The 24,696-nt window shown below is 73.0% G+C and carries 18 protein-coding genes; 5 read left to right on the forward strand and 13 right to left on the reverse strand.

All coding sequences use genetic code 11. The annotated features are described in order from the left end of the window. The first annotated feature begins 41 nt into the window (after positions 1 to 41). Complete coding sequence (locus ACZ6TD_RS12915) at positions 42 to 851, forward strand: class I SAM-dependent methyltransferase (RefSeq protein WP_471353636.1); 810 nt, start codon at positions 42 to 44, stop codon at positions 849 to 851. A gap of 23 nt (positions 852 to 874) precedes the next feature. Further along, positions 875 to 1,228 (forward strand): VOC family protein, encoded by a 354-nt coding sequence (locus tag ACZ6TD_RS12920; RefSeq protein ID WP_471353638.1) that lies wholly within the window; start codon positions 875 to 877, stop codon positions 1,226 to 1,228. 32 nt (positions 1,229 to 1,260) lie between these two features. Here ACZ6TD_RS12920 and ACZ6TD_RS12925 read toward each other — a convergent pair whose 3' ends face one another. The 11 genes from ACZ6TD_RS12925 to ACZ6TD_RS12975 all read right to left on the reverse strand — a co-directional run bounded on the left by ACZ6TD_RS12925 (position 1,261) and on the right by ACZ6TD_RS12975 (position 17,206). Next, positions 1,261 to 1,704 carry a DUF5709 domain-containing protein gene (locus tag ACZ6TD_RS12925; RefSeq protein WP_471353640.1) on the reverse strand — a complete coding sequence of 148 codons (444 nt, stop codon included), beginning with the start codon at positions 1,702 to 1,704 and terminating at the stop codon, positions 1,261 to 1,263. A 225-nt stretch (positions 1,705 to 1,929) separates the two neighbouring features. After that, positions 1,930 to 4,110, reverse strand: coding sequence for a DUF5107 domain-containing protein (locus ACZ6TD_RS12930; protein WP_471353642.1), 2,181 nt, complete (start codon positions 4,108 to 4,110; stop codon positions 1,930 to 1,932). 191 nt (positions 4,111 to 4,301) lie between these two features. Then, positions 4,302 to 4,856, reverse strand: a complete 555-nt coding sequence (locus ACZ6TD_RS12935; RefSeq protein ID WP_471353644.1) for a GNAT family N-acetyltransferase — start codon at positions 4,854 to 4,856, stop codon at positions 4,302 to 4,304. Continuing rightward, on the reverse strand, positions 4,849 to 5,592 hold the full coding sequence (locus tag ACZ6TD_RS12940; RefSeq protein WP_471353647.1) for a 4'-phosphopantetheinyl transferase family protein: 744 nt from the start codon (positions 5,590 to 5,592) through the stop codon (positions 4,849 to 4,851). The genes ACZ6TD_RS12935 and ACZ6TD_RS12940 overlap by 8 nt, the downstream gene beginning before the upstream one ends. Continuing rightward, positions 5,589 to 7,655, reverse strand: coding sequence for a S9 family peptidase (locus tag ACZ6TD_RS12945; RefSeq protein WP_471353649.1), 2,067 nt, complete (start codon positions 7,653 to 7,655; stop codon positions 5,589 to 5,591). Before ACZ6TD_RS12945 ends, ACZ6TD_RS12940 begins: the two co-directional genes overlap by 4 nt. An 8-nt stretch (positions 7,656 to 7,663) precedes the next feature. Beyond that, a complete protein-coding gene (locus ACZ6TD_RS12950; protein WP_471353651.1) occupies positions 7,664 to 9,004 on the reverse strand; it encodes a M20/M25/M40 family metallo-hydrolase in 1,341 nt (446 codons plus the stop codon). Then, positions 8,997 to 9,830, reverse strand: coding sequence for a M55 family metallopeptidase (locus tag ACZ6TD_RS12955; protein WP_471353652.1), 834 nt, complete (start codon positions 9,828 to 9,830; stop codon positions 8,997 to 8,999). Before ACZ6TD_RS12955 ends, ACZ6TD_RS12950 begins: the two co-directional genes overlap by 8 nt. Positions 9,831 to 9,936: 106 nt before the next feature. Then, positions 9,937 to 10,656 (reverse strand): class I SAM-dependent methyltransferase, encoded by a 720-nt coding sequence (locus tag ACZ6TD_RS12960; protein WP_471353654.1) that lies wholly within the window; start codon positions 10,654 to 10,656, stop codon positions 9,937 to 9,939. Beyond that, complete coding sequence (locus ACZ6TD_RS12965) at positions 10,653 to 13,163, reverse strand: SpoIIE family protein phosphatase (protein ID WP_471353656.1); 2,511 nt, start codon at positions 13,161 to 13,163, stop codon at positions 10,653 to 10,655. The genes ACZ6TD_RS12960 and ACZ6TD_RS12965 overlap by 4 nt, the downstream gene beginning before the upstream one ends. Before the next feature lie 735 nt (positions 13,164 to 13,898). Further along, positions 13,899 to 16,253 (reverse strand): MFS transporter, encoded by a 2,355-nt coding sequence (locus ACZ6TD_RS12970; protein WP_471357687.1) that lies wholly within the window; start codon positions 16,251 to 16,253, stop codon positions 13,899 to 13,901. Positions 16,254 to 16,762: 509 nt separating this feature from the next. After that, the gene (locus tag ACZ6TD_RS12975; RefSeq protein WP_471353657.1) at positions 16,763 to 17,206 is read right to left on the reverse strand and encodes an SRPBCC family protein; all 444 of its coding nucleotides are present in this window, start codon (positions 17,204 to 17,206) and stop codon (positions 16,763 to 16,765) included. A gap of 159 nt (positions 17,207 to 17,365) precedes the next feature. Between ACZ6TD_RS12975 and ACZ6TD_RS12980 the strand changes: the two genes are divergently transcribed. Continuing rightward, positions 17,366 to 18,418 carry an Rv2578c family radical SAM protein gene (locus tag ACZ6TD_RS12980; protein WP_471353659.1) on the forward strand — a complete coding sequence of 351 codons (1,053 nt, stop codon included), beginning with the start codon at positions 17,366 to 17,368 and terminating at the stop codon, positions 18,416 to 18,418. 76 nt (positions 18,419 to 18,494) lie between these two features. Here ACZ6TD_RS12980 and ACZ6TD_RS12985 read toward each other — a convergent pair whose 3' ends face one another. After that, positions 18,495 to 19,175: a HEAT repeat domain-containing protein gene (locus ACZ6TD_RS12985; RefSeq protein WP_470008353.1), complete on the reverse strand. Its 681-nt coding sequence runs from the start codon at positions 19,173 to 19,175 to the stop codon at positions 18,495 to 18,497. Positions 19,176 to 19,671: 496 nt separating this feature from the next. Between ACZ6TD_RS12985 and ACZ6TD_RS12990 the strand changes: the two genes are divergently transcribed. Then, a complete protein-coding gene (locus ACZ6TD_RS12990) occupies positions 19,672 to 21,408 on the forward strand; it encodes a 3-hydroxyacyl-CoA dehydrogenase family protein (protein ID WP_471357690.1) in 1,737 nt (578 codons plus the stop codon). A gap of 115 nt (positions 21,409 to 21,523) precedes the next feature. Further along, on the forward strand, positions 21,524 to 22,348 hold the full coding sequence (locus ACZ6TD_RS12995; RefSeq protein ID WP_471353662.1) for a TetR family transcriptional regulator: 825 nt from the start codon (positions 21,524 to 21,526) through the stop codon (positions 22,346 to 22,348). 357 nt (positions 22,349 to 22,705) lie between these two features. Here ACZ6TD_RS12995 and ACZ6TD_RS13000 read toward each other — a convergent pair whose 3' ends face one another. Beyond that, positions 22,706 to 24,556 carry a glycoside hydrolase family 97 protein gene (locus ACZ6TD_RS13000; protein ID WP_471353664.1) on the reverse strand — a complete coding sequence of 617 codons (1,851 nt, stop codon included), beginning with the start codon at positions 24,554 to 24,556 and terminating at the stop codon, positions 22,706 to 22,708. Between the last annotated feature and the right edge of the window lie 140 nt (positions 24,557 to 24,696).

The raw sequence follows: 24,696 nt of genomic DNA on the forward strand, positions 1-24,696 counted from the left end.
TGGAGCCACCCGTTCACCGGTCCCGAAGGGGAAGGTCCGCCATGCCGAAGGACGCCGCCGTCTACACCCACGGCCACCATGAGTCGGTGCTGCGCTCGCACACCTGGCGCACGGCGGCCAACTCCGCCGCGTATCTGACCGGCCATCTGCGGCCCCATATGCGGATCCTGGACATCGGCTGCGGCCCCGGCACCATCACCGCGGACCTGGCGGAGCTGGTCCCCCAGGGGCAGGTCACCGGCGTCGACGCCGAGGGCGCCGTCCTGGAGCGGGCCCGCGCGGTGGCCGACGAACGCGGGCTGACCAACGTCTCCTTCGCGGTCGCCGACGTCCATGCGCTGGACCACCCCGACGACTCCTTCTGCGTGGTCCACGCCCATCAGGTGCTGCAGCACGTCGGCGACCCGGTGGGGGCGCTGCGCGAGATGCGACGGGTGTGCGCGCCGGGCGGCATCGTGGCGGTGCGCGACTCCGACTACGCCACCATGACCTGGTACCCGTCCGTCCCCGGACTGGACGGCTGGCTGGACCTCTACCACCGGGTCGCACGGGCCAACGGCGGTGAGCCGGACGCCGGCCGCAGGCTGCGCTCCTGGGCCCTGGAGGCGGGGTTCACCGACATCACCTCGACCGCCACGGCGTGGGCTTACGCCACCGAGGAGGAGCGGGCGTGGTGGAGCGGTCTGTGGGCGGACCGCACGGTCGCCTCCTCCTACGCCCGGCTCGCGGTGGACGGCGGCCATGCCACGGAGGAGGAGCTGCGGTCGATCGCGGAGGCGTGGCGGGCGTGGGGCAGGGCCCCGGACGGTTGGTTCGCCGTCCTGCACGGTGAGATCCTCTGCCGCGTCTGAGCAGTTCAACTAGGCTCGCCCGCATGGATATTCTGGGGACTTCACTCCGCGTGTGCGTCGACGACCTGGACTCGGCGATCGCCGTCTACGAGAAGCTGACGGGAGCCGAGGCGGTGCGCTTCCAGCGCGGCCCCGTCGCGGTCGCGGCGGTCGGCTGCTTCTTCCTGATGAGCGGACCGGAGTCGGAGATGTCGATTCTCCGCAAGATCACGGCGACGATCGCGGTGAAGGACGTGGACGAGGCGATCGCCGATCTCACGGCGGTCGGCGGGCAGATCGTCGCCGGTCCGCTGCCCGCCCCCGTGGGCCGCACCCTGGTGGCGCGCCACCCCGACGGCTCGATCTTCGAGTACGTCGACCGGAATCCGACGGCGTGACCCGCCCGTGAACACACCGTCCGGCAGACCCGTCAGGAGGGCGGTCCCGGATCCACGATGGCCTCCTCGTCGTCGACCTCCTCGTAGAGATCGTCCACATCCCGGAGCTCATCGCTCTTGATCCGGACCGCCTCCTCCTCGGCGGACAGCCCGCTGGTCGAGCCCTCCTGGGAGTAGACGTCCTGCTCACGCGGGAGGTCGGGGTCCGGCTCGTCGTACAGCAGCCCCGCCGGTTCCGCCACGCTGCCGACCGGCTCCCCCGCCTCCGGCTCCTCATCGGTCAACCGCTCGTCGAGCGACTCCCGCTCACGCGTCTCCGCGCTCGTGGTGTCCCGGTACCCGGCGATCGTCGGCTCGTCCCCGGCCACGGGCAACTGCTCAGGATCCTCCGCCCGCTGCTGCTCGGGCGTCCCGTCCTGGAGATCGGGAATCCCCTCATCCTCCGGATCCGCCCCAGGATCATGCGGTCTCTTCACGGTACGCGGCTCCTCTCCCCTGATGCGCTGTGCCGCTGTCCGCACCCGGGTGCCCGTCATGGGGCATCGCCATGCGGGCCCAGGCCCGCATGGCGATGCCCCATGACGCGGGGTCCGCGACGCGGGCCGCAGGGCGCTTGCACGGCACAGGACGCGTACGGGCGCGCCCCGGGGCGGCTCGGCCCCTGGGTGCGACCCGGCAGACCTCTGCGGGCCGTAGGCCCGCTACGCGGGGCGCATGCGGAATTCGTAGGGGGCGGGGAGCGGGTGCTCGGCGTGGATCCGGGCGCGGGCCTCCTCGGTCAGTGGGTCCTCGGTGCCGCCCGCCAGCCGTTCCACGATCGCGTACCAGGTGTCGCTCAACGTCTCGTCGCCCTCGCGCAGATCGCAGACCTCGAAGCCCTCGTCGAAGACGGCACGGGCGGCCAGGGCGTCGCCCTGGGCCAGCAGGACCTGCGCGCGCAGCAGCCGGAAGCGGCCGCGTGCGCGGATCGCGGGGCGGAGTGCGTCGAGGACCGCTCGGGCGTCATCGGCGCGGTCGGCCGCGAGCAGCGCGACGATGGCCTCCCGGCCGAGCGCCGCCTCGGCCGTCTCCAGGGCCGCCGGGTCGGCGGCGACGGGCGGCGCGGCCAGCGAGACGGCCGTCCCCTGCCCAGCGCCCTGCCCCTGCCCCCGCCCCGGCCCCTGCGTCAAGTCCGTACCCGTGCCCGCCGTTTCGAGCACCGGGGGCGCCTCGGGCGGCGGGGCGGCGGCCGAGGTGAGGAAGAGCCGTACGGCACGCAGCAGCCGTTCCGCCGCGCGCGCCCGATGGCCGGAGGCGGTGTCGGCGACGGCCAGACACCGCAGCGTCCAGGGCGTCTCCGCGCACCGCAGCGACCGCTCCCAGCTGCGCTCGGCCTGGGCGCGGTCGCCCGCGTGCCACTGGGCGACGCCCAGGTGGTACTCGGCGGCGGCGGTCGAGGGCGCCGCTTCCAGGAGGTCGCGCCAGGCGGGCGCGACCACGGAGGCGCCGGGGTCGGCCTGGGAGGGGCCCGGCTCCCAGTCGGGCAGGGCGCCGGTGCGCAGCAACCGGCGCCACGGCTCCTGCTCCTCCCCCAGCGTGTCCGGGTCGAACGGCGTCCCGGGCAGCCGGAATCCGCCGCGCTCGATCTCCAGCGCGCCCCAGCCGGAGCCGGTCGCGAGGCGCTCCGCCGGTTCCGCGTCGGCGTACGGGCGCCAGGCGGCGTAGGCCGCGTCGACGGCGGCGCGCGGCAGCGCCGCCTCCAGCCGGGTCTCGGTCTCGCGGCGGGCGGCGGCCCAGTCCGGGCCGTGGACGGCCGCCGGGTCGGCGGTCAGCGGGCCGTACGCCTCCAGCCAGGCGAACTCCTCCCCCGCCTCCAGCGGGACGTGCTCGAGCTGGGTGCGGGCGAGGCCGGCCTGGATCTCGGCGTAGCCGCCGGTGCCGGGCTCGGTCAGCCACTGCTGCCAGCGGCGTCCGCCGGGACCCGCGCCCCAGACGAAGAGCTTGCGGCCGCGCAGCAGATCGGTCGAGGTCTGGACGAGGCCGCCGCCGTCGGCGTCGAGCGAGGCGATCCAGCGGCGGGCGCCGTCGGGCACCTCGTAGAAGTAGTCGGCGGGGTAGGCGCCGCGCAGCGGATACGTACGGTCGGCGCCGTCCCACTCCGGGACCGGGACCTTGCTGAGGGTGCGGGCGTAGCCGAAGTGCCAGGCGTCGTCGGCGGGGGCGAGGACGCGGGTGTGCTCGTCCTCGGGGACGGCGATGTTGGACCACCAGTAGATGGGGGTGGGGAGGTGGTGGGGGTTGCGGATCCTGACGCCCACGTAGAGGAACGCGGAGTCGGCGGGCAGCCACAGATCCACCTGGAAGGGCAGATCGCGCAGCCGCTCCCACTCCCACAGCCGCACCATCGCGCCCCCGTCGGCGGCGTCGGGCGCGGGGACGCGGGCGGCGTGCAGGGGTGCGCAGGAGAGGGTGGTGTGGCCGGTGGCGCCGATGTTCCACTCGATCCCGCCGGAGAACCAGGCGCCGTTGAGGGCGAAGTCGGCGGGCTGGAGCACCGGGTTGCGGTACAGCAGCTCACGGCCGGTCGGCTTGTGGACCAGTGAGTGGACCCGGCCGCCGAGCCCGGGCAGCACGGTGGCGCGCAGTTGGTCGTTCTCCAGGACGATGGCGTCGAGCGCGGCGGGGGCGCGGTCGCGGCCGTAGCCGTCGCGCAGCCGCACCGGCAGCACCGAGCGCAATGGTGCGTAGGCGACCTGACGGGCCATGTCGGCGGGGAGGGTGGCCCGGGTGCGGTCGTCCACGCGGTGCACCTCGTCGAGGGGGCGCAGCGCGGGCAGGGGGTTGTCGGGCCCCACGGGGGCGGTGGGAAGGGTCAGGGTGGTACGTCGCACGCTCGTGGCCACGGGCTGCCTCGTTCCGACTGCCTTGGGTCACCTCGGTGCGGCGACCGTCCGGTGACCATGGAACAACGCCGACGGGCCCGCTGAACAGAGCGGCTTCGGACCGATCGTGGTGGCCCGTCAGCCGCACCGTCCGCCTGCGCCCGGCACCGTCGGCCGACACACCCGCACCGCCGGTCGGCCCTCGGGGGCCGTCAGCCAGGGTCGGTCCGCTGGTTCAGCATGTCGCTGGTCATGGCCCAGCGCTCGTGGTCGCGCCAGGCGCCCTCGATGTAGAGGAAGTCGGGGGAGAATCCCTCCAGCCGGAAGCCATGGCGCTTCACCAGCCCGATCGACGCCTTGTTGTCCGGCTGGATGTTGACCTCGACGCGGTGCAGCCCCAGCGGCCCGAAGGCATGGCGCAGCACGAGCCCGAGCCCCTCGGACATATAGCCCTGCCCGGTGGCGGGCGGAAAGGCGCCGTAGCCGATCGAGCCGCACTGGAAGGCGCCGCGCACGATGTTGTTGATGTTGATGAACCCGGCCAGGTCACCGGTCTCCCGGGCACAGACGAGGAAGCCCTCGCGGTCCTCGCGCTCCAGCTGGGCGATGTAGTGCTGAAAGGCCGATTCGGTGGTGGGGAGGGTGAGCCAGGGGCGGTGGAACGCCACGCTCTCCCGGGCGCGCCTGGTGAACTCCGCACCGTCCTCGCGGCGGGTGTGGCGGATGGCGGCCCGGGTTCCCTCGGCGACATACCGGACGTCAGGCATGCGGCAATGATGTCAGCAGCGCCATGGCCGCCGCATAGCCGGAGCCGCCTGATATGGCCGCGTCCACGGGGATGTCGGTCATCGCCCATGGGCCGACCGCCACGGGGGAGAGCCCGGTGCCGACATAGTTGACCGCCGGGTCCCGGGACAGGCCGGTGCCCAGGCCCTTGAGATATGCCTCCTTGCGGGTCCAGCAGCGGGCGAAGGCGGCGGGGCGGTCGGCGGGCGCCAGCGCGTCCAGCTCGGCGCGCTCCTTGGGGTGCAGGCTCTCGGCGACCTGCTCGACCACCGAGGCGGGCTGGAGCTTCTCCACGTCCACGCCGACCGGGGAGCCCGCGAAGGCGAAGAGCACCAGATCACCGGCGTGCGACATGTTGAAGTGCAGCGGGGTGCCGGACACGGCGGGGCGGCCGTGCGGCCCGCCGCAGCCGGGGCATGCCTCGCGGGTGAACGGCACATCGGCCGGGGCCATGCCCAGATAGGCGCCGAGCAGCTCCCGCAGCCCCAGATGGGCCGCCGTGTAGCGCTCGCGGTCCTCCGCCCGCAGGAACTTCGAGGCCCGCTCCCGCTCCTCGGCGTCCAGGATCGTGCCGGGCGCGGCCGCGTCCATGGCCGCGGTGTACCGCGAGACGCTGAGCAGCCAGGTCTCGGGCTCGCCGCCCTGCGGCCAGGCATCGGCGACGGCGGTGGGCAGCGGGTCACGGCCGACGATGCGCGGGGCCGGTGGGGGTGTCAACTCGCTCCTCCAGTGGAGTTCGGGACCGCTGACTTCAGCAGCTCCAGGGTGGGCACATCGGATCTGATCAGCCCGAAGGTCTGGATGTACAGCGACAATTCGGCCTCCAGGGCGCGGATCATCGTATCGGCGCGTCGGAAGCCATGGCCCTCGCCCTCGAAGGTGAGATAGGCGTGCGGGACGCCGCGCCCGGAGACCGCCTCCAGGAAGCGCTCGCACTGCTCGGGCGGACAGATGGTGTCGTCCAGCCCCTGGAGCAGTACGAAGGGTGAGCCGACGCGGTCGGCCCGGTGCAGCGGGGAGCGCTCGCGGTAGCGGTCGGCCACCTCATCGAGCGGGCCGACCAGCGATTCGGTGTAGCGCGACTCGAAGTCATGGGTGCCGCCGGTGGCCCAGGAGACCAGGTCGAGGATGGGGTAACTGACGGTGGCGCAGGCGTAGAGGTCCGTGGCGGTGAGGGAAGCCGCCGCCGTCCAGCCGCCGGCGCTGCCGCCGCGGATCGCGAGCCGGGCGCGGTCGGCGATGCCCTCGTCGGCGAGCGCCCCGGCGACGGCGGCGCAGTCCTCGACGTCGACCACGCCCCACTGCTCGCGCAGCCGCTCGCGGTAGGCGCGGCCGTAGCCCGTGGAGCCCCCGTAGTTGACCTCGGCGACGCCGATGCCGCGCGAGGTGAAGTAGGCGATCTCCAGGTCGAGCACGAGCGGGGCACGGCCGGTGGGCCCGCCGTGGGCCCAGATGACATACGGCGGAAGCTCACCATCCGGTGCGGTGTGGCCGGGATGGTGCGGTGGGTAGAGCTGGGCGTGGATCTCCCGGCCGTCCGGTCCGGTGAAGGTGCGGGCCTCCGGCCGGGGGTAGTACGCGGGGTCCACGGGGTCGCTGTGGGCGCTGCCGATGACCCGGGAGCGCCCGGTGCACACATCCAGCTCCACCACCTCATGGCCGCTGTGCGGGCCGGCCGCGACGCCGACCACACGGGTGCCGTTCACGGCCAGCGTGGGCTCCCACTCGGTCCAGGGGCCCGGCACATCGGCCAGCTCGCCGGTCCCTGGATCGAGGACGCCGAGGGCCGCCGCGCCCCGGCCGTGCAGCACCGCGATCAGACCGCCGGCCAGCGGGGCGAACCAGCGGTGGCCCAGCTTCCACAGCGGCCCGGCGAACTCCTCCTGGCGCGGGCACAGCTCCACCGGCCGCCCGGCCGTGGCCCGTTCCCGCGCACCGGCCGCCTCCTCCGGCGGCTGGAGACGGTGCAGATTCCACCAGCCGGTGCGGTCGGTGGCCGCGAGCAGCGCGCCGTCCTCGGCCCACTCGATCTGGGCGACCGACTCCTCCGGCCCGCCCAGCACCCGCCGGGCGCCCGTGAAGGAGCCGTCCTCCGCGACATCGGCCAGCATCACCTCCGTGCCGTCCCAGGGCATCCGGGGGTGGTCCCAGACGATCCAGGCGGCCCGCCGGCCGTCGGGCGAGAGCCGGGGCCCGGTGAGGAAGCGATGGCGGTCGTCGGTCAGCTCGCGCACCGCCGCACGGTCCTCGGCGGCCGAACCGTCCAGCGGTACGGCGGCGATGACCCGCCGCACATCCGTCGGCCCCGCGCCGGTGAACTCCTCCAGCACACACCACACCTCGCCGCGCTCCGGGCGGAGCACCGGGTCGGCCCAGCGCAGCCCCTCCCCCACCGCCGACAGCGGGGTGAGCGGGCGCGGCGCGGCCCCGGCCGGGGCGTCCGGCTCATGGACGTACAACCGCTGGTCGGCGAAGTGGACGAAGACCACCAGCGGGCCGCCGCTCGCGCGGTCCACCGCGGCCCAGGGCGTTCCGCCGTACCCCATCACCTTGCTGCGCACGTTCCACGGCGGGGGCAGCACCGGGACCTCGGCGCCGTCGGTCCGCCGCCGGATCAGGGCGCGGCGGCCGCCCTCGCCGGGGCGCGGAGCGGTCCACCACACCTCCTCGCCGACCGTGCCCACATACTCCGGATGGCCGTCGTGGGAGGCGACGAGCGCGGCGTCGACCGGGGAGGGCCAGTCGCCGTAAGGGGCCGTGACGGCCGTCTGCTGCTGCACCGTGTTCCTCACGCCCTCTGCAGGAAGTGGTCGAGTACGCGGACGCCGAAGTGCAGGGCCTCCACCGGCACCCGCTCGTCCACGGCGTGGTAGAGCGCCTGATAGTCGAAGCCCTCGGGCAGGCGCAGCGGCGAGAAGCCGTATCCGGCGATGCCGAGCCGGGAGAACTGCTTGGCGTCGGTGCCGCCCGACATGCAGTACGGCACGGCGCGGGCGCCCGGGTCGAAGTGCTCGACGGCGGCGCGCATCGCCCGGTACGTGGGGGTGTCGATCGGCGCCTCCAGCGGGCGCTCCCGGTGGTGGAACTCCCACTCCACATCCGGTCCGGTGAGCCGGTCGAGGGTGTCGTGGAACTCCTCCTCGCCGCCGGGCAGCATCCGCCCGTCCACATAGGCCGTCGCGCTGCCCGGGATCACATTGACCTTGTAACCGGCCTCCAGCACCGTGGGGTTGGCGCTGTTGCGCACGGTGGGCTCGATCAGGGCGGCGGCGGGCCCCAGCTTGGCCAGCAGGGCGTCGACGTCGAAGTCCGGGGCGTCCACCTCGGCCGGGACGCCCTGGAGCGCCGCCAGTTCGGTGAGCGCGGACTTCACCGTGGGCGTCAGCCGGACCGGCCAGCTGTGCTCACCGATGCGGGCGACGGCGGCGGCCAGCCGGCTGACCGCGTTGTCCCGGTTGACCTTGGAGCCGTGTCCGGCGCGGCCGTGTGCGGTGAGCTTCAGCCAGGCCGTGCCGCGCTCCCCCGCCGCGATGGGGTAGATCCGCGTCCCGGACCCGGCGTGGAAGGTGAAGGCTCCGGACTCGCTGATGCCCTCGGTGCAGCCCTCGAAGAGCTTGGCGTGACGGTCGGCGAGGAAGCCTGCGCCCCAGGCGGCGCTGTCCTCCTCGTCGGCGGTGAAGGCCAGCACGATGTCCCGGCGCGGCCGCACGCCCGTCCGCGCCCAGGCCCGGACGACGGCGAGCACCATCGCGTCCATGTCCTTCATGTCGATGGCGCCCCGGCCCCAGACGACCCCGTCGCGCACCTCCCCGGAGAAGGGGTGCACGGTCCAGTCGGCGGGCTCGGCGGGCACCACGTCCAGATGGCCGTGGACCAGCAGCGCGGGCGCGGACGGATCGGTGCCCTCGATCCGGGCCACGACATTGGTGCGCCCCGGCGACCGCTCCAGCAGGGTGGGCTCGATCTCCACATCGCCGAGCATCTCCGCCACGTACTCGGCGGCCGGGCGCTCCGAGCAGTCGCCGCCGCCGCGGTTGGTGGTGTCGATCCTGATCAGATCGGAGGTGAACCGCACCACCTCCTCCAGCGCCTGGGAGTCGATCGCCTCGGGACGGTCCGTGTCAGCCATATTGCTCCTCCACCGCGGCCGAGACGACCGTCGTGACGGCCTTGAAGCAGCGGATCCCCTCGTACATGGTCGGTGAGGTGTACGCGACGCGCCGCTCGCCGCTGCGCTCCACGCCCGGCACGACGCTCGCCGCCCCCACCAGATGCTCGGCGTCGAATTCCAGCTCCACCGTGAACGGCCCGACGCGGGCGGGTTCGTGGCGCACCGCCAGCACCGCCGCCTCCCGCGCCGCCTCCCGGATGTCCGCGGCCGTGCGGGCGGGGGTGCGGCACACCGCCGCATAGCGCGAGACATAGTCCTTGACCGCGACGCACCGGGCGTCGGGCACATAGTCCTTGGCGTCCTCGCAGGTCTTGTCGTCCCCGGTGACCAGCACCACCGGCACCCCGTACTCGGCGACCACCAGCGCGTTGAGCCGGCCTTCGCTCGCCCGCGCGCCGTTCACCCACACGCCGGTGATGGAGTTGGCCAGGTAGGTGTGGGCGAGGACGCCCTCGGTGCCCGCGCCGGTGTGATAGCCGACGAACGCCACCCCGTCCACATCACCGTGCTGCACACCCTCGACCATGCTCAGGGCCTTGTGCCGCCCGGTGAGCATCTGCGCGCGGTCGTCCAGCTCCTCCAGCAGCAGATTGCGCATGCTCCAATGCGCCTCGTTGATGAGCACCTCATCCGCACCGCCGTCGAGGAACCCGGCGACGGCCGCGCTCACATCGGAGGTGAACAGACGACGGCAGCGCTCCCACTGCGGGGTGCCGGGCAGCACATCAGCCGGCCAGGTCACGCCGGTGGCGCCCTCCATATCGGCGCTGATGAGGATCTTCATGCCTCGTCACGTTACGCGCCGCGCCCGACCCGAACCACCCCTGTGGATAACTGGTCCAGTCCACCGTTCCCGCCTGCGGCGCGCGGGGTGCGCCCGCCGTGCCGGACTACGCCCGCGAGACCACGAACCAGCGGGCCGGCAGCTCGACCCGGGAGCCGTCCGGCCACTGCTCCGTCTGGGCCAGCGCCGTCGGGCCGTCGGCCAGGACCTCCAGACCGGCCTCCGCCAACACCTCCGGAACCTCCTTGTCCGCCGCGTCGGCCGGCCGCAGCCCGTGGTCGAAGACCCGGCGCAGCTTCGGCGGCGGACCGCCCGGGCTCGCCGCCAGCTCCCCCAGCACGGCCTTGGACCGGGCCGTCAGCTCCACGACGAACCCCCGCCCGCGCCGCCCCAGCAGCGTGGCCACCGCCTCCGCGACCGGACGCCGGTCGGCGGCGTCGCTCTGGTGGATGACGGCCCGCATGTACACATTGGCGTCGCCGAGCCGCCGGGCCAGCTCCGCCACCGCGGCAGCGTCCGTCAGGCTCAGCCGCCGGTACTCCGCCGCGCCCGCCGGGTCGGCGCGCCGTGCGTGCTCCACCGCGGCCTGGGACAGGTCGACGCCCAGCGCCCGCCCGAAGCGGGCGGCCAGATAGCGGGTCTGGGTGCCGTTGCCGCAGCCCAGGTCGACGATCGGCAGGGAGGTGTCGGCGTACGGGGCGAGCAGGTCCAGATGCGGGGCGGCGCTCAGCAAGGGGTCCGCGTCCCAGATGGCGTCCCCCGGGGCGTCCGAGGTCTCCCGCCAGTAGCTCTCCCACGCCTGCCGGTAGCGCTCCGAGACGCTCATCGCCGCTCCCCTGGGTGTGTCAACGCCTGATCGGCCGTATGTGCCAACGCCTGCTCGAACCACACCGTTTTACCGCCCCCCGTGCGGCTCGTCCCCCACTCGCGCGCCAGTTTGCTGATCACCCGCAGCCCGCGCCCGCTCTCGTCGTCCCGGTCCGCGCTCAGCAGCGCCGGCAGTTCGTGGTCGTCGTCGGTGACCTCGCACAGCAGGGCGTCGGTGCGCACCAGGCGCAGCCGCACACGGTGGGTGTGGGCGTGCCGTATCGCGTTGGTCACCGCCTCGCTCACCAGGAGCTCGGCGGTCTCCACGGACTCCGGCAGCCCCCACCGCAGCAGCCGCTCGCGGACGAGCCGGCGCGCCCGCCCGACCTCGCTGGGGTCCAGCGCGAGCCGCCACTGGGCGACATCCTCGGCCGGTATGCCGTTCAGCCGGGCCATCAGCAGCGCCACGTCGTCCTTACGGCCGCCACGGCCGTCCGGGTCCCGGGAGGCGGCGGCCAGCGCCCGGATGATGGTGTCGCACGCGTCGTCCATGGACGCCGCCGGATGCGCCGCGGACTCGCACAGCGCGGCGATCCCGGCGCCGATGTCCTGGCCCCGCACCTCGACCAGGCCGTCCGTGCACAGCACCAGCCGGTCGCCGGGCGCCACCCGCACCGTCGCCGTCTCGAAGGGCACCCCGCCCACGCCGATCGGCGCCCCCGTCGGCAGGTCCAGCAGCTCGCTGCGGCCGTCCCGGGCCCGCACCAGCACGGGCGGGATATGGCCCGCGTTGGAGACCACCAGCTCGGAGCCGACGGGGTCGTAGACGGCGTACAGACAGGTGGCCAGATAGTGCTCACCGAGCCGCTGGGCCAGATCGTCGAGGTTGCGCAGCAACTGGGCGGGCGGCAGATCGAGCGCGGCCATGGTCTGCACGGCGGTGCGCAACTGCCCCATCATCGCCGCCGAGGTGAGCCCGTGCCCCATGACGTCGCCGACCACCAGCGCGGTGCGCGACCCGGGCAGCTTGATGGTGTCGAACCAGTCCCCGCCGACCCGGCCGAGCCGAGTGCCGGGCAGGTAGCGGGTGGCGGTGTCGCAGCCCGCCATGCGCGGGGTCACCTGGGGCAGCATGCTGTCCTGGAGCGTCTCGGCGACGTTCTCCTGGTAGGTGTACATCCGGGCGTTGTCGAGCACGAGCCCGGCGCGGGCGGCCAGTTCGGCACCGGTCGTGCGGTCCATGTCGTCGAACGGCTCACGCCCCGGGCGCCGCAGTAGCACCATGAAGCCCAGCACCACATCGCGCGCCTTGAGCGGCACGATCAGGATCGACCGGCCGTTGATCAGGGGTCTGAGGTCGCGCTTCTCGAACTGCCCGGCGATCCGGTCGCCCACCTCGTCGCTGATGTGCGGGATCAGCACCGGCTCGCCCGTGACCATGCACTGGAAGAACGGGGTGTGCTCGGGGAACGCGATGCTCTCCCCGACCGGCACGGTGTCGTCCCAGCGGCCCGGTTCGTCGTTGTGCTCGACCCAGACGCGGTGCCAGACGGTGGTGACGTCGGGCGGGCCGTCGGGGAACCCCTCGCCCGCCAGGACCTGGGCGCGCAGATGGGTCCCGGCGAAGTCCGCGAAGCGCGGGACGGCGGCGCTGGTCACCTCGCGGATGGTGCGGGCGAGGTCCAGGGAGGTGCCGATGCGTCCGCTGACCTCGTTGAGGAACTCCAGCCGCTCACGGACCGCCGCGTACTCCAGGTCCACCTCGTCGGGGTCCGGCGACCGCTCCGGGGCGTGCGCCCGATCCGGTGCGCCGTCGCCCGGGATCGCGCTCCGGCGTACGGCCTCCTGGCGCGCCCGGCGCTCGCGGTAGCGGGGCATCCCCCAGTCCGGCGTCACCGGGACGCGCTCGTGGTGGCTGATCTCCAGGACCGGATAGCCCAGTTCCAGCACCTGGGCGACGATCCGGCCGGCCGTGGCCGGGCCCATGTTGGGCAGGATGTCCGGCAGCCGGCCGGCCAGCCGCTCGGCGCCGGGGAACTCGGTGTGCAGGGCGAATCCGGGCCCGATCCGCTCGTCCCGCCCCAGCGCGTCGCCGCCCACCCCCTGGGCGTCCGCCGCCAGCACCAGCAGCCGCTCCGGCCCGGGGCCCACCAGCGGATACGCCCACCACAGCACGTCCACCCGGCCCTGGCCCGGCTCCGCCATACGGGCCCGCCCCGCGGTGGGGTAGTACACGGTGCCGAGCCGCGAGTCGTCGAGTTCCGGGCTGCCCGTCGCGTCGGTGCGCACCTCGGCCCCGCGTAACGCCCCCGAGACCGGCATCAGGTCGACGGCGGCACGGCCGACGGCCTGTTGGCGCGTGGGGCCGAAGAGCCTGCGCGCACCCGAACTCCAGTGCGTGACCCGCCCCTCGGCGTCGATGACGACGACCGCGAGCGGCATCCTCCCGTGGACACCCCTGCGCTGCTCCGGCACGGCGGGCGGCTCGCCCTGGCCGTCGTCGCAGCGCGACGTGCCGTACTCCATAGGCGGAAGACTCCTTCGCACGCAAGATCTGCGACAGCGCTACCCACGGTACGGCTGTTGCGGGCGACTGCGGGAGGCAATACCCGAATAGGTGTCATGTGCGGGTACGTGCGAGGGGGCCGTGTCGAGCGGACCTTTCCCCTCCCCGCCCCTTCCCGATACCAGGGGCTCCGCCCCTGGACCCCGGGAGCCGGGGCAAAGACCTGCCACGCGGCGGAGCCGCATACCAATCGCCGCGGGAACGAGCGAAGCCTCGATCCGGGAGCCTGGAGCGGAGCCCCGGGGCCGGAGGTCTCGGGCGAAGCCCCAGGCCGGGGGCCTGGAGTGAAGCCCCGGACCGAGGGGCTCGGGCGAAGCCCCCGTTCCGGCGTCTGGGGCGAAGCCTCGATCCGGGGGTCTGGGGCGGAGCCTCGATCCGGGGGTCTGGGGCGGAGCCCCGGACCGGGGACCTGGGGAGAAGCCTCAGTTCCGGCGTCTGGGGCGAAGCCTCGACCCGGGGACCTGGGACGGAGCCTCGATCCGGGGACCTGGGGCGGAGCCCCGGACGGGGGACCTGGGGAGAAGCCTCAGTTCCGGCGTCTGGGGCGAAGCCTCGACCCGGGGGCCTGGGGCGAAGCCCCGGACCGAGGACCTGGGGAGAAGCCTCAGTTCCGGGGGCTGGGGCGGAGCCCCAGTTTCGGGGAGGGGCGGGGAGGGGAGCGGCCCGCCGCAGGTGTCACGAGCCGCCGGACGCCCCTAGTCCTCGTAGCCCAGTTGGAGATCGCGCTCCGTACGGCCGCCGCCCGCGACCTGGAGGACCGTCGCCACCGGCGGGTAGCCGGCCGCGATGACCGTGTACTCGCCCGCCGACAGGTCGATGAAGCGGAACGCGCCGTCGGGGCCCGTGGTCGCCGTGTCGACCACATTGCCCGCCGCGTCCAGCAGCGTGACCCGGGCGTCCTCCACCACCCGGCCGCCGGTGGCCCGTACGACCCCGCGCAGGACCGCGCCACCGGCCAGTTCGATGTCCTGCCGGGTCTCGCGGGCGGCCTGGACGGTGACGGGGAGGGCGGCGGGGCGGAACGCGGGGGCGCTGGCGGCGAGGGTGTACTCACCCGCCACCAACTCGTCCATCACATAGCCCCCTTCGCGGCCGCTGCGGGTGGCCGCGACCACCTCGCCGCGCACATCGGTCAGGGTGACCGTCGCCTCCCTTACGGGCGTGCCGTCCGCCGTAAGGACGGCACCGGCGAGCCGCCCCGCGCCGCCGAGCACCACGTCCAGTTCGACCGGCCGGTCCCCGACGGTGACGCTGACCGCCCGGGGCTGGTGGCCCCCGGCCGCCGCGATCAGGACGTACGACCCGGCGCCGGGCGTGCTCAGCGCGTACCGCCCGTCCTCCCCGGTGGCGCCGCGCCCGATCTGGCGTCCGCCGATGTCGATGAGGGTCAGGGCGGCCCGTGGGACCGAGGTGCCGTCGTGGTGCTGGACCGTGCCGCAGACCGGGACGCCCGCGGTGGGCGGCGGCGCCGTGGGCGAGGCGGCCGCGGCGTGCCGGGGCCTGGTGCCCGCGCGCGCGGCCGGTACCACGGGGTCGTGCAGATCTTGCGGGTCTTGCTGGACGGCATAGTCGGTGTGGGACACCAGAGGTTTCTCCTTCAGGAGGAAGGCGAGCAGGAAGCCCAGGACGAGCACCGGCACGAGATAGAGGAAGATCCGCGGTATGGCGTGGGCGTACGCCGCGATGTAGCCGTCACGCAGGGCGCCCGGCATGGCGTGCACCATCTGCGGGGTGACCGAGTCGGGGTCGGGCAGACCGGTTCCGTCGCCGCCGCTCCCGTACGCCGCCCCGGAGGGCAGGTCGACCTGGAGGCGGTCGGTGAGCCGGTTGGCGAAGAGCGTGCCGAAGACGGCCGCGCCGACGCTGCCGCCGATCTGCCGGAAGTAGTTGTTGGCGCTGGTGGCCGAGCCGAGGTCGGCCGCGGGCACGGAGTTCTGCACGGCGAGGACGAGCACCGGCAGGACGAGCCCGATGCCGAGCCCGAGGACGCCCATCCACAGGCTGTAGTCCTGGCGGGAGGTGCCCTCCTCCAGCCGGGAGAGCAGCCACATGCCGGCGATGGAGATCAGCCCGCCGACGACGGGGAAGACCTTGTAGCGGCCGGTGGTGCTGATGAGGTGTCCGGAGAGGATGGAGGCCAGCACCATGCCGCCCATCATGGGCACCATCAGCAGCCCCGACTCGGTGGCCGAGACGCCGTCGACCATCTGGAGGAAGGTCGGCAGATAGCTGGCGGCGCCGAAGAGGGCGACGCCGATGACGGCGCCGATCAGCCCGCTGACGCAGAAGACCGAGTCGCGGAACAGCCGCATGGGGATGATCGGTTCGGGGACGACGCACTCCACGACGACGAAGAGGATCGCCGAACCCGCCGCCCCCAGGGCGAGCCCGAGGATGACGCGGGAGCCCCACGCGTACTCCGTGCCGCCCCAACTCGTCAGCAGCACCGCGCAGGTGGAGAACAGGGACAGGAACAGCGCGCCCAGATAGTCGAAGCGGGCCCGCCGCGGCGGCTCCGGCACCTTGAGGACGGCGGCCACGACGGCGAGGGTGAGCAGCCCGAAGGGGACGTTGACGTAGAAGCACCAGCGCCAGGAGACATGGTCGGTGAAGAACCCGCCGAGCAGCGGCCCGGCCACCGAGGCGAGACCGAACGCGGCGCCGATGAGCCCCATATAGCGGCCACGTTCCCGCGGGGGAACAATATCGGCCATGATCGCTTGGACGCCGATCATCAGACCGCCGGCGCCCACGCCCTGCACCGCCCGGAAGGCGATCAGCTCCTCCATCGTGCGTGACCAGCCCGCGAGCGCGGATCCGGCGATGAAGACGACGATCGCGAAGACGAAGACGCTCTTACGGCCGATGAGATCGCCCAGCTTGCCGTAGAGCGGCAGGACGACGGTGACCGCGAGGAGGTAGGAGGTGACGGTCCAGGACATCTTGCCCAGGCCGTGGAGTTCGCCGACCACCTCGGGGAGGGCGGTGGCGACGATGGTCTGGTCGAGCGCCGCGAGCAGCAGCGCGAGCATCAGCCCGAAGAAGACCATCCGCACCCGGGCCGCGCTGAGCGGGGCGGGCGCCGGGGCGGCGCCGTCCGCCGGGGGCGCCGCCGCACCCGCCCCGGCGCCGCCGGCTTCGGTTCCGCCGGCTTCGGTTCCGCCGGCTTCGGTTCCGCCGGCTTCGGTTCCGCCGTCGGTGACGTGGGCGGGAGGGCCCGCCGGTTCGTACCCGCCGTGCTCGTGGCTCTCTCGCCGCTTCGGCACGGTGGCGCCGGTGGTCCCGGTGGTGCCGCCCACGTCCTTCTCCCCTCGTCACGTCTGCGCCGCCCATTTCTCGCATCACGCGCAACGGGGGGCAAACAGCGACGAATCGCCAACGAGGGGCCGCAGACGGCATTCGCGCCGGTGAGAGTGTGTACGGGGGTATGCGGTACCGCGGAGAAAACCACCCGAACCGGTGAGTGCGACGTTCGGTCCGGGAGACGGGACACGAGGCCGGGGACGCGGACGCGGACGCGGACGCGGGCGGGATCAGGGCGCCATGGGCGCCATGGGCGCTATTCGGCCGTCTCGGCGGCGAGCTTGGCCAGCAGTTCGTCGTAGATCCGGGCCAGCCCCTTGGGGGCGAACGTCCGCTCGAAGAAGCCGCCGATACCGGTCGCGCCGGTCCAGGTGGAGGTGACGACGACCCGCGACTTCCCCTCACCCGCCGGGGTGACGGTCCAGGTGGTGACCATCGAGGAATTGCGGTCCTTCTCCACCAGCTCGCCGTCGGTCGGCTCGGAGACCTCCAGCAGGCAGTCGCGCACCCGCTTGCTGGTGGCCTGGAGCTTCCAGTGCACGACGGTTCCCTCGCCGTCGCCGCCCTCGCGCACCTCGTACTCGCTGAACTGCTGCGGGAGGAGCCGGGGGCGGGTGTCGCGGTAGTCGGCGAGTGCGTCGAACACATCCTCGGGCTTACCCGTGACGATCCGCTCCGTGGTGGCCTCGACCTGCCCCATCGCATTTCCTTCCGCCCTCGACGTGGCGCCCTGAGCTCATGACGCCCTGACAAGCGCAAGCCAACCACCTCAGCGGCACCGGCCCAAATCCGGGGTTGACGAAAACCAGTCAAACATGTGTTCTATTGTGGTAACGAGCGAGACCCGGAGGTGCCTGCGATGCGCTGGGACAACCTGACCCGAGACGACACGGCGGCCACCCCGGCCCTCTTCGCCGCGGCCGCGGTGACCACCCGCACCTTCGACACCCCGGAGTTCCGCGGGATCACCTTCCACGAGATCCGGGCGCGCTCGGTCATCAACCGGGTGCCCGGGGCCTCCCGGATGCCGTTCGAGTGGACGGTGAATCCGTACCGCGGCTGCACCCACGCCTGCGTCTACTGCTTCGCGCGCAAGACGCACAGCTATCTCGACCTGGACACCGGGATCGGCTTCGACTCCCAGATCGTGGTGAAAACCAACGCGCCGGAGCTGCTCCGCCGCGAGCTGGCCTCCCGCCGCTGGACCGGTGAGCACATCGCCATGGGCACCAACGTGGACTGCTACCAGCGCGCCGAGGGCCGGTACCAGCTCATGCCCGGCATCCTTACGGCGCTCGTGGAGCGCGCCAACCCCTTCTCGATCCTCACCAAGGGCACCCTGATCCTGCGCGATTTGGAGCTGCTGCGGCGGGCGTCGCGCGTCACCGACATCGGCGTCTCGGTCTCGGTCGGCTTCACCGACGGCGAGCTGTGGCGCACCGTCGAGCCGGGCACGCCCTCGCCGGAGCGGCGCCTGGACGTCGTACGGACGCTGTCCTCCCACGGCATCCCGTGCGGTGTGCTGATGGCCCCGGTGATCCCCTTCCTCAGTGACTCCCCCGAGCGGCTGCGGGCCACCGTAAGGGCGATCGCGGAGGCCGGGGCCAGCTCCGTGACCCCGCTGGTGCTCCATCTGCGTCCGGGCGCCCGTGAGTGGTTCACCGCCTGGCTCACCCACCACCACCCCCGGCTGCTGCGGCGGTACGACGCGCTGTACGAGGGCGGGTCCTACGCCCCGAAGTGGTACCAGCGGCGGATCACCGGGATGGTGCACGACTTCGCCGCCGAGTACGGCATCGGCCCGTACGCGTCGGGCACCCACCGCAATGTGCCCGAGAAGCCGGACGCCCGCCCCGAGGAGGAGCCGGACGCCCGGGCCGACTCGCCGCCGGCCCAGCTGTCACTGCTCTGAGGCCCCGCCCCAGCTGTCACTGCTCTGAGACCCCGCCCCCGCTGTCACTGCTCTGGGAACCCGCCCCCGCTCCCCCTCACGGCACTCGCGCCTCACCCACCTTCTCCGCCGCGCCGCCCTTGCCCGCCGGCTCCGGCGCGCCCCCGCCCGTGACGGCGCCCTCGCCGGTGATCCGGGCCAGCGCTGCGGCGGCCGCCGCACTGAGACGTATGTGCTGGGCGGCGGCGGTCAGGGCCGGGATGGCGCGCTCGTCGCCGATCGCGCCCAGGCCCTCCACGCAGGCACGGGCGATCGCCCAGTGCCGGTCGCGGGCCGCCAACTGCCGTTCCAGGGCGGCCACCAGGGCCGGTACGGACTCGGGGGCCCGCAGCTCCACCAGCAGCCGGATGGGGTGCAGGGAGTACGCGGTGCGCAGCGGGTTCGTGGCCAGGGCGGCGGCGGCCCGCGCGGTGCGCGGATCGCCGAGCCGGGCCAGCACCCGGGCGGCGGTCGCACAGCGGGCCGGCTCGCGGTAGTTGAGCAGGAGGACAAGGGTTTCGAAGGCCCGGCGGTCTCCGGCGCTGCCGAGCACGAAGGCGGCCGTCTCCCGGGCCCACAGCGGCTGCTCCGGCGCGACCAGGATGCGGGCGAGCTGTTCGCGCGCGGCGGGGGTGCCCTGGCGCACGAGCGCGAGCAGCGAGGCATGGGCCGCCGTCTCCTGCGGGGTTGAGAGCGAGGCCCGTACCCGCTCCGTCAGCGTCCGGAATTCATCGTCCATACGAGGTCTCCCCTCCCCGGTGGGCCGCGTTCCGGCACGGCCTCACTATGTGCTCTGGCATCTTGGTTACCCGCGAGTTAATATGGCGACACGAGCAGCACCCCTGCTCCGGCGGCCTGGTGACGCAGCCGCCTTGTGTGACGTCGGTTCGGCAGTTCCAGAACAGCAGTTGAGGCACGGCCCCGGGACAGGGTCGGCCGCGTGTCTCCCATGGGCAGTTTCCTCCGTGTGGCGCTGTCCGTAAGGGAGCGTGCAAGCCCTTCCATCGGGGATTTGTGTCAGCCGCGTCAGCCCCCCGCGCGTGCGTGGCGTGAACGGCAGCAGTGGCATGACACGAGCTCCCCTCAGTCGTCACTTCATCCCCGCATCCGGGGAACACCCTCTGGAGTCCGCGATGGACCGTCTCCCACACACCGGCGTCAGGCTTACGTCCCCCTCTGATCTCTCCCCCTCCCGGGCCCCGCTCACTACTGTCGCCGTCGTCGGGCTCGGCACGATGGGCACCGGCATCGCCGAGATCCTGGCCCGGGCGGGCCGCGAGGTGATCGGCATCGACATCGACGAAAGCGCCTGCCGCCGAGCCGTCACCGCGCTCGAGGTCGCCACCGCCCGCGCCGTGCACCGCGAGCGGATCAGCGAGCGGGAGCGGGCCGGGATCCTCGACCGCTTCCGCGTCTCCACCGATCTGCGCGCCGCCGCCGGCGCGGAGCTGGTGATCGAGGTGGTGCCGGAGGACTACGACACCAAACACGAGGTCTTCGCCGAGCTGGACACCGTGGTCAGCCCCTCCGCGATCCTCGCGACCGGCACCAACGCGCTGTCGGTGACCCGGCTGGCCGCCGAATCCGCCCGTCCGGAGCGGGTCTTGGGCCTGCACTTCTTCAATCCGGCGCCCGCGATGAAGCTCGTCGAGATCGTCTCCAGCGTGCTGACCGCCCCCGCGGCCGTCGAGGCGGTCACCGCGCTCGCCCGCGACCTGGGCAAGGAGCCGGTGGCGCTCGGCGACCGGCCCGGGTTCGTCGCCGACGGGCTGCTGTTCGGCTACCTCAACCAGGCCGCCGCGATGTACGAGGCCAAGTACGCGGCGCGGGAGGACATCGACGCCGCGATGAAGCTCGGCTGCGGGCTGCCGATGGGCCCGCTGGCCCTGCTCGACCTGATCGGCGTCGACACCGCCCGCACCGTCCTGGAGGCCATGTACGCCGCCTCCGGCGATCGGCTGCACGCGCCCGCGCCCATCCTGGGGCAGCTCGCCCGGGCCGGTCTCACCGGCCGTAAGGCGGGCCGCGGCTTCTACACGTACGAGGCGCCGGGCAGCGGCACCACCGTCCCGGACGCCGCGACGGCCGAGGTGCGGCACTCCACGGAAGGGGCGCGCCCCGTGCGCGCCGTCGGCGTCGCCGGCTCGGGCACGATGGCCTCCGGGATCGCCGAGGTCTTCGCCAAGGCGGGCCTGGAGGTGGTGCTGGCCGGCCGGACCCTGGAGAAGGCCACGGCGGCGAAGGCCCGCATAGGGAAATCCCTGAAAAGGTCGGTGTCCAAGGGGCGGATGACCGAGCGGGCCCGGGAGCAGACGCTGGCCCGGATCACCCCGGCCGACGCGCTCGACGCGTTCGCCGGCGTGGACCTGGCCGTGGAGGCGGTGGCCGAGGACCTGGTGGTCAAGCAGGAGCTGTTCCGGGTGCTGGACAAGGTCTGCAAACCGGGCGCGGTGCTGGCCACGACCACCTCCTCGCTGCCGGTCGTCGCCTGCGCGCGGGTCACATCGCGCCCGCAGGACGTGGTGGGCCTGCACTTCTTCAACCCGGCGCCCGCGATGAAGCTGGTCGAGGTGGTGCACACCGTGCTGACCGCGGACGATGTGCGCGCGACCGCGCACGCGGTGTGCGCGGCAGTGGGCAAGCACCCGGTGGACTGCGGCGACCGGGCGGGGTTCATCGTGAACGCCCTGCTGTTCCCGTACCTCAACAACGCCGTGAAGATGGTCCAGGAGCACTACGCCACCCCGGACGCCATCGACGCCGCGATGAAGCTGGGCGGCGGCTATCCGATGGGCCCCTTCGAACTGCTCGACGTCGTGGGGCTCGATGTGTCGCTGGCCATCGAGCGGGTGCTGCACCGGGAGTTCCGTGAGCCGGGCCTGGCGCCGGCGCCGCTGCTGGAGCATCTGGTGGCCGCCGGGTGCCTCGGGCGCAAGACCGGGCGCGGCTTCCGCGAGTATGCCAAAGCCTGAGTACGCCTCCGGGTGGGGTGGACCGTCTGACTCCGGTTCCCGGTGGGGCGGGCTGCTGGAGCCTTCCGTCGGTCTGCCCCCGCACCGGCACTCACAAGCGTGTTACGTTCCCCACATGTCCCAGCCCGTGAAGGCCATGCGTACGGAGCGTACGAAGCGAACCCCCTCATCCGGTGGCGGTGAGAGCGCGGGAAGCCGCCGCGCCGCGGCTCAGCGTCTGTCCATGCGCCGCAAACTCGCGGCCGCGGCGATGGAGTTGTTCGCGACGCAGGGGTACGAGGCGACGACCGTCGACGAGATCGCGGCCACGGCGGGGGTGGCCCGGCGCACCTTCTTCCGGCACTTCCGCTCCAAGGAAGAGGCGATCTTCCCGGACCACGACGACACGCTGGTGCGGGCGGCGGCGGTGCTGGACGCGGCGCCTCCGCATGAGAACCCCCTGGACACCGTGTGCCGCGGGATCAAGGAGGTCATGCGGATGTACGCGGCTTCGCCGGCCGTCTCCGTGGAGCGCTACCGGCTGACCCGTGAGGTACCGGCGCTGCGGGAGCGGGAGATCGCCTCGGTGGCCCGCTACGAGCGGCTGTTCACCCGCTATCTGCTGGGCCACTTCGACGAGGGCGCCCACCACGACGGCGACGACGATCCGCTGCTGGCCGAGGTCGCCGCGTCGGCCGTGGTCACGGCCCACAACCATGTGCTGCGGCGCTGGCTGCGGGCGGGCGGCCAGGGCGATGTGGAGACCCAGCTCGACCACGCCTTCGCGATCGTCCGCGAAACGTTCGGGAGCGGCATCGGGGGGCGCCCCGCCGTGGCCGGCGGGCGCCCCGCGGCGGCGGTCTCGGCGTCGGAGGAGGATGAGGTGGTGGTGATGGTGGCGCGGACGGACGCACCGCTGACGGAGGTCATGCGGACGATCAAGGAAGCCTTGCAGCGGTAACGCTGCCGCTTGGGTCAGCCGGGGTTCGGCCGGTTCTGGGCTCGCCCCCGGGTTTGGTGAACCCCGTCTTGGGCTGGGGTTGCCCACCCATGCGGTTGGTTCGGCACCGCCGGACCCCGCCGTCAGACGTCCCGCCGTCGCGGCGGAAACGAGGGGCGACACCCGCCCCTCCCCCAGGCAGACCCCGGGCCAAGTGGCCCGCCGAACAGGCGGCTCGGCACCGCCGGACCCCGCCGTCAGACGTCCCGCCGTCGCGGCGGAAACGAGGGGCGGGGCCCGCCCCCCACAGGCAGGCCCCGCCCCAGGCGGCCGCGCCGACGCCGCCCCGGCCCGGCGGGCCGGGGCGGCGCGGGCGCCTCAGCCGGTCTTGGTCAGCTTCGCGGCGAAGCCGCCGTTCTTCGGGACGTCCACCTTGAGCCGTGAGGCCGCCGTGACCTCCTGGGTCTCGGTGACGACCTTGCCGCCGGGGCCGTCCTTCCACACCTCGATCCGCCAGTCGCCCTTGCCGAGGAAGCTCAGCGGCTCGTCCAGCGTGCGGGCCGCGCCCGAGGTGATCGCGCCCAGGTACCAGGTGTCGCCGGAGCGGCGGGCCAGGACGGCGCGGTCGCCGGGGTCGCCGTCGACCAGCTTCGTCTCGTCCCACACCGTGGGCACCTGGTTCAGGAACTTCAGCTCGAGCGGCCTGCTCTCGTACGACTCCACGCTGTCGGCGAAGTGCTGCACCCCGGACTCGTAGACGACCGACAGCGCGAGTTCGGCCGCGTCACTCGTGGGCCGTACGCCGGTGAAGGTCACCGGTGTGAAGTCCATGGGCCCGATGAGGTTCCGGGTGAAGGGCAGGGTCGTGTAGTGCGCCGCCGGGAAGGGCTGGCGGCCCGGCTTGGGGCGGGTGCCCTCTGCGCCCTTGACCGCCTCGGTGCTCATCAACTGCGGCCAGGTCCGCTCCTGGCCGCGCGGGATCGTGGCGCCGTGGAAGTTCAGCATCAGCTTGTGCCGGGCGCTGTCCTTGAAGACCGCGTCGTACCAGCGCATCCGGTCCTGGCCGTCCGACTCCAGGAAGTCGATCTTCAGCCCGGCGATCCCCCAGGACTTCCACAGCGGGAACAGCCGGTCCCGCTCGCTCTGCGCGTCGATCGTCTGCCAGCGGGCCCACAGCCAGACGCCGACGCCCTTCTCCTTGGCGTACGCGGTCAGCTCGGGCATCCAGGAGTCGCTCCAGCCGGAGTCCACCAGGATGTACTCCCAGCCCTCGCGCGCCGCGAAGTCCACGAACTTCTTCTGGGCGTCCAGGCTGGTCGGGCTCTGCCCGTCCGACCACCAGGACCAGGCCGCCTTGCCCGGTTTGATCCATGAGGTGTCGGCGACCTTCGAGGGGGCGGCCAGATCGGTCGGCAGATCGCTCTCGGTGACGGTGGCGAGGTCCCCGATGACCATGGTCCGCCAGGGGGTGGTCAGCCCGGGGCCGCTGACCTCGGCGGGGTCGGGGAGGGTGAGCTTGAAGCGGTCGGTGGCGGAGTCGAGGGTGAGCCGGGAGCCGCCGTAGGAGCTGTTGAGGTCCGCCTCCTCGATCAGCATCCAGCTCGAGCCGATGTGGAAGAGCGACGGATAGCCGTAGTCGCCCGCCTCGGCGTCGGCCACCGTGCCGTGGTCATGGGCGGACTCGTAGTCCTGGCGGCCGTTGTCGTACGGCAGGAGGAAGGAGTCGGCGGACGGCGGGACGGCGTACTCGGTGCTCTCGCCGAGCACGGTGACCGTCCCCTTGTCCGGCAGCACATAGCGGTAGGCCAGCCCGTCGGCCGAGACCCGGGTGATCACCTTCAGCGTCCGCCCGTCCTTGCGGAAGGTGAAGGTCGACTCGGAGGCGTCGGAGGTGTGGTGGGTACGGCGGCCGGTGGTGGTCGTATAGGTCTCGTGAACCTTGCGGTCGCTGCGCCCCACGAACCGCAAGCCCTTGCTGAAATCGGTCTCGGCGGTGCGGATACCCAGGCCCGACGGCCGCAGCACGGTGGTGGAGCCATGGCGCGCGGCCAGCGTCAGCGCGCCCTCGTTGTTCAGCTTGAGCTCGCCGCTGACCTGCCCCTTTCCGGTCAGCCGCCAGTCCTGCGCACGACCGTCCGATGCCGCCGCCGCCCGGAGCGGCACCAGCACGGCGGCCGCACAGGAGAGAGCGGCCACGGCCCTGGTGACCTTTGATCGTGCCGTTCGCATCGTTCCTCCTCGTTCACCGCATCCTCGACACGGCGCTCGATACATCAGAGCAATCAGGTGCCTTGACGCATCATCAGCCCGTTTCTACGCTCCCGTCTAGCCAAATCATCGGAGCAATCTGCGGAGCAATCTGTTCGCTT

Source organism: Streptomyces yongxingensis, from assembly GCF_055597465.1.

Excerpts from the sequence above, each read along its gene's own strand:
- ACZ6TD_RS12980 (WP_471353659.1), top strand. The coding sequence starts at position 17,366 with ATGCGCTGGGACAACCTGACCCGAGACGACACGGCGGCCACCCCGGCC.
- ACZ6TD_RS12985 (WP_470008353.1), bottom strand. The coding sequence starts at position 19,175 with ATGGACGATGAATTCCGGACGCTGACGGAGCGGGTACGGGCCTCGCTC.
- ACZ6TD_RS12955 (WP_471353652.1), bottom strand. The coding sequence starts at position 9,830 with ATGAAGATCCTCATCAGCGCCGATATGGAGGGCGCCACCGGCGTGACC.
- ACZ6TD_RS12975 (WP_471353657.1), bottom strand. The coding sequence starts at position 17,206 with ATGGGGCAGGTCGAGGCCACCACGGAGCGGATCGTCACGGGTAAGCCC.
- ACZ6TD_RS12995 (WP_471353662.1), top strand. The coding sequence starts at position 21,524 with ATGTCCCAGCCCGTGAAGGCCATGCGTACGGAGCGTACGAAGCGAACC.
- ACZ6TD_RS12990 (WP_471357690.1), top strand. The coding sequence starts at position 19,672 with ATGGGCACCGGCATCGCCGAGATCCTGGCCCGGGCGGGCCGCGAGGTG.
- ACZ6TD_RS12950 (WP_471353651.1), bottom strand. The coding sequence starts at position 9,004 with ATGGCTGACACGGACCGTCCCGAGGCGATCGACTCCCAGGCGCTGGAG.
- ACZ6TD_RS12935 (WP_471353644.1), bottom strand. The coding sequence starts at position 4,856 with ATGCCTGACGTCCGGTATGTCGCCGAGGGAACCCGGGCCGCCATCCGC.
- ACZ6TD_RS13000 (WP_471353664.1), bottom strand. The coding sequence starts at position 24,556 with ATGCGAACGGCACGATCAAAGGTCACCAGGGCCGTGGCCGCTCTCTCC.
- ACZ6TD_RS12960 (WP_471353654.1), bottom strand. The coding sequence starts at position 10,656 with ATGAGCGTCTCGGAGCGCTACCGGCAGGCGTGGGAGAGCTACTGGCGG.
- ACZ6TD_RS12970 (WP_471357687.1), bottom strand. The coding sequence starts at position 16,253 with ATGGTCTTCTTCGGGCTGATGCTCGCGCTGCTGCTCGCGGCGCTCGAC.
- ACZ6TD_RS12920 (WP_471353638.1), top strand. The coding sequence starts at position 875 with ATGGATATTCTGGGGACTTCACTCCGCGTGTGCGTCGACGACCTGGAC.
- ACZ6TD_RS12965 (WP_471353656.1), bottom strand. The coding sequence starts at position 13,163 with ATGGAGTACGGCACGTCGCGCTGCGACGACGGCCAGGGCGAGCCGCCC.
- ACZ6TD_RS12915 (WP_471353636.1), top strand. The coding sequence starts at position 42 with ATGCCGAAGGACGCCGCCGTCTACACCCACGGCCACCATGAGTCGGTG.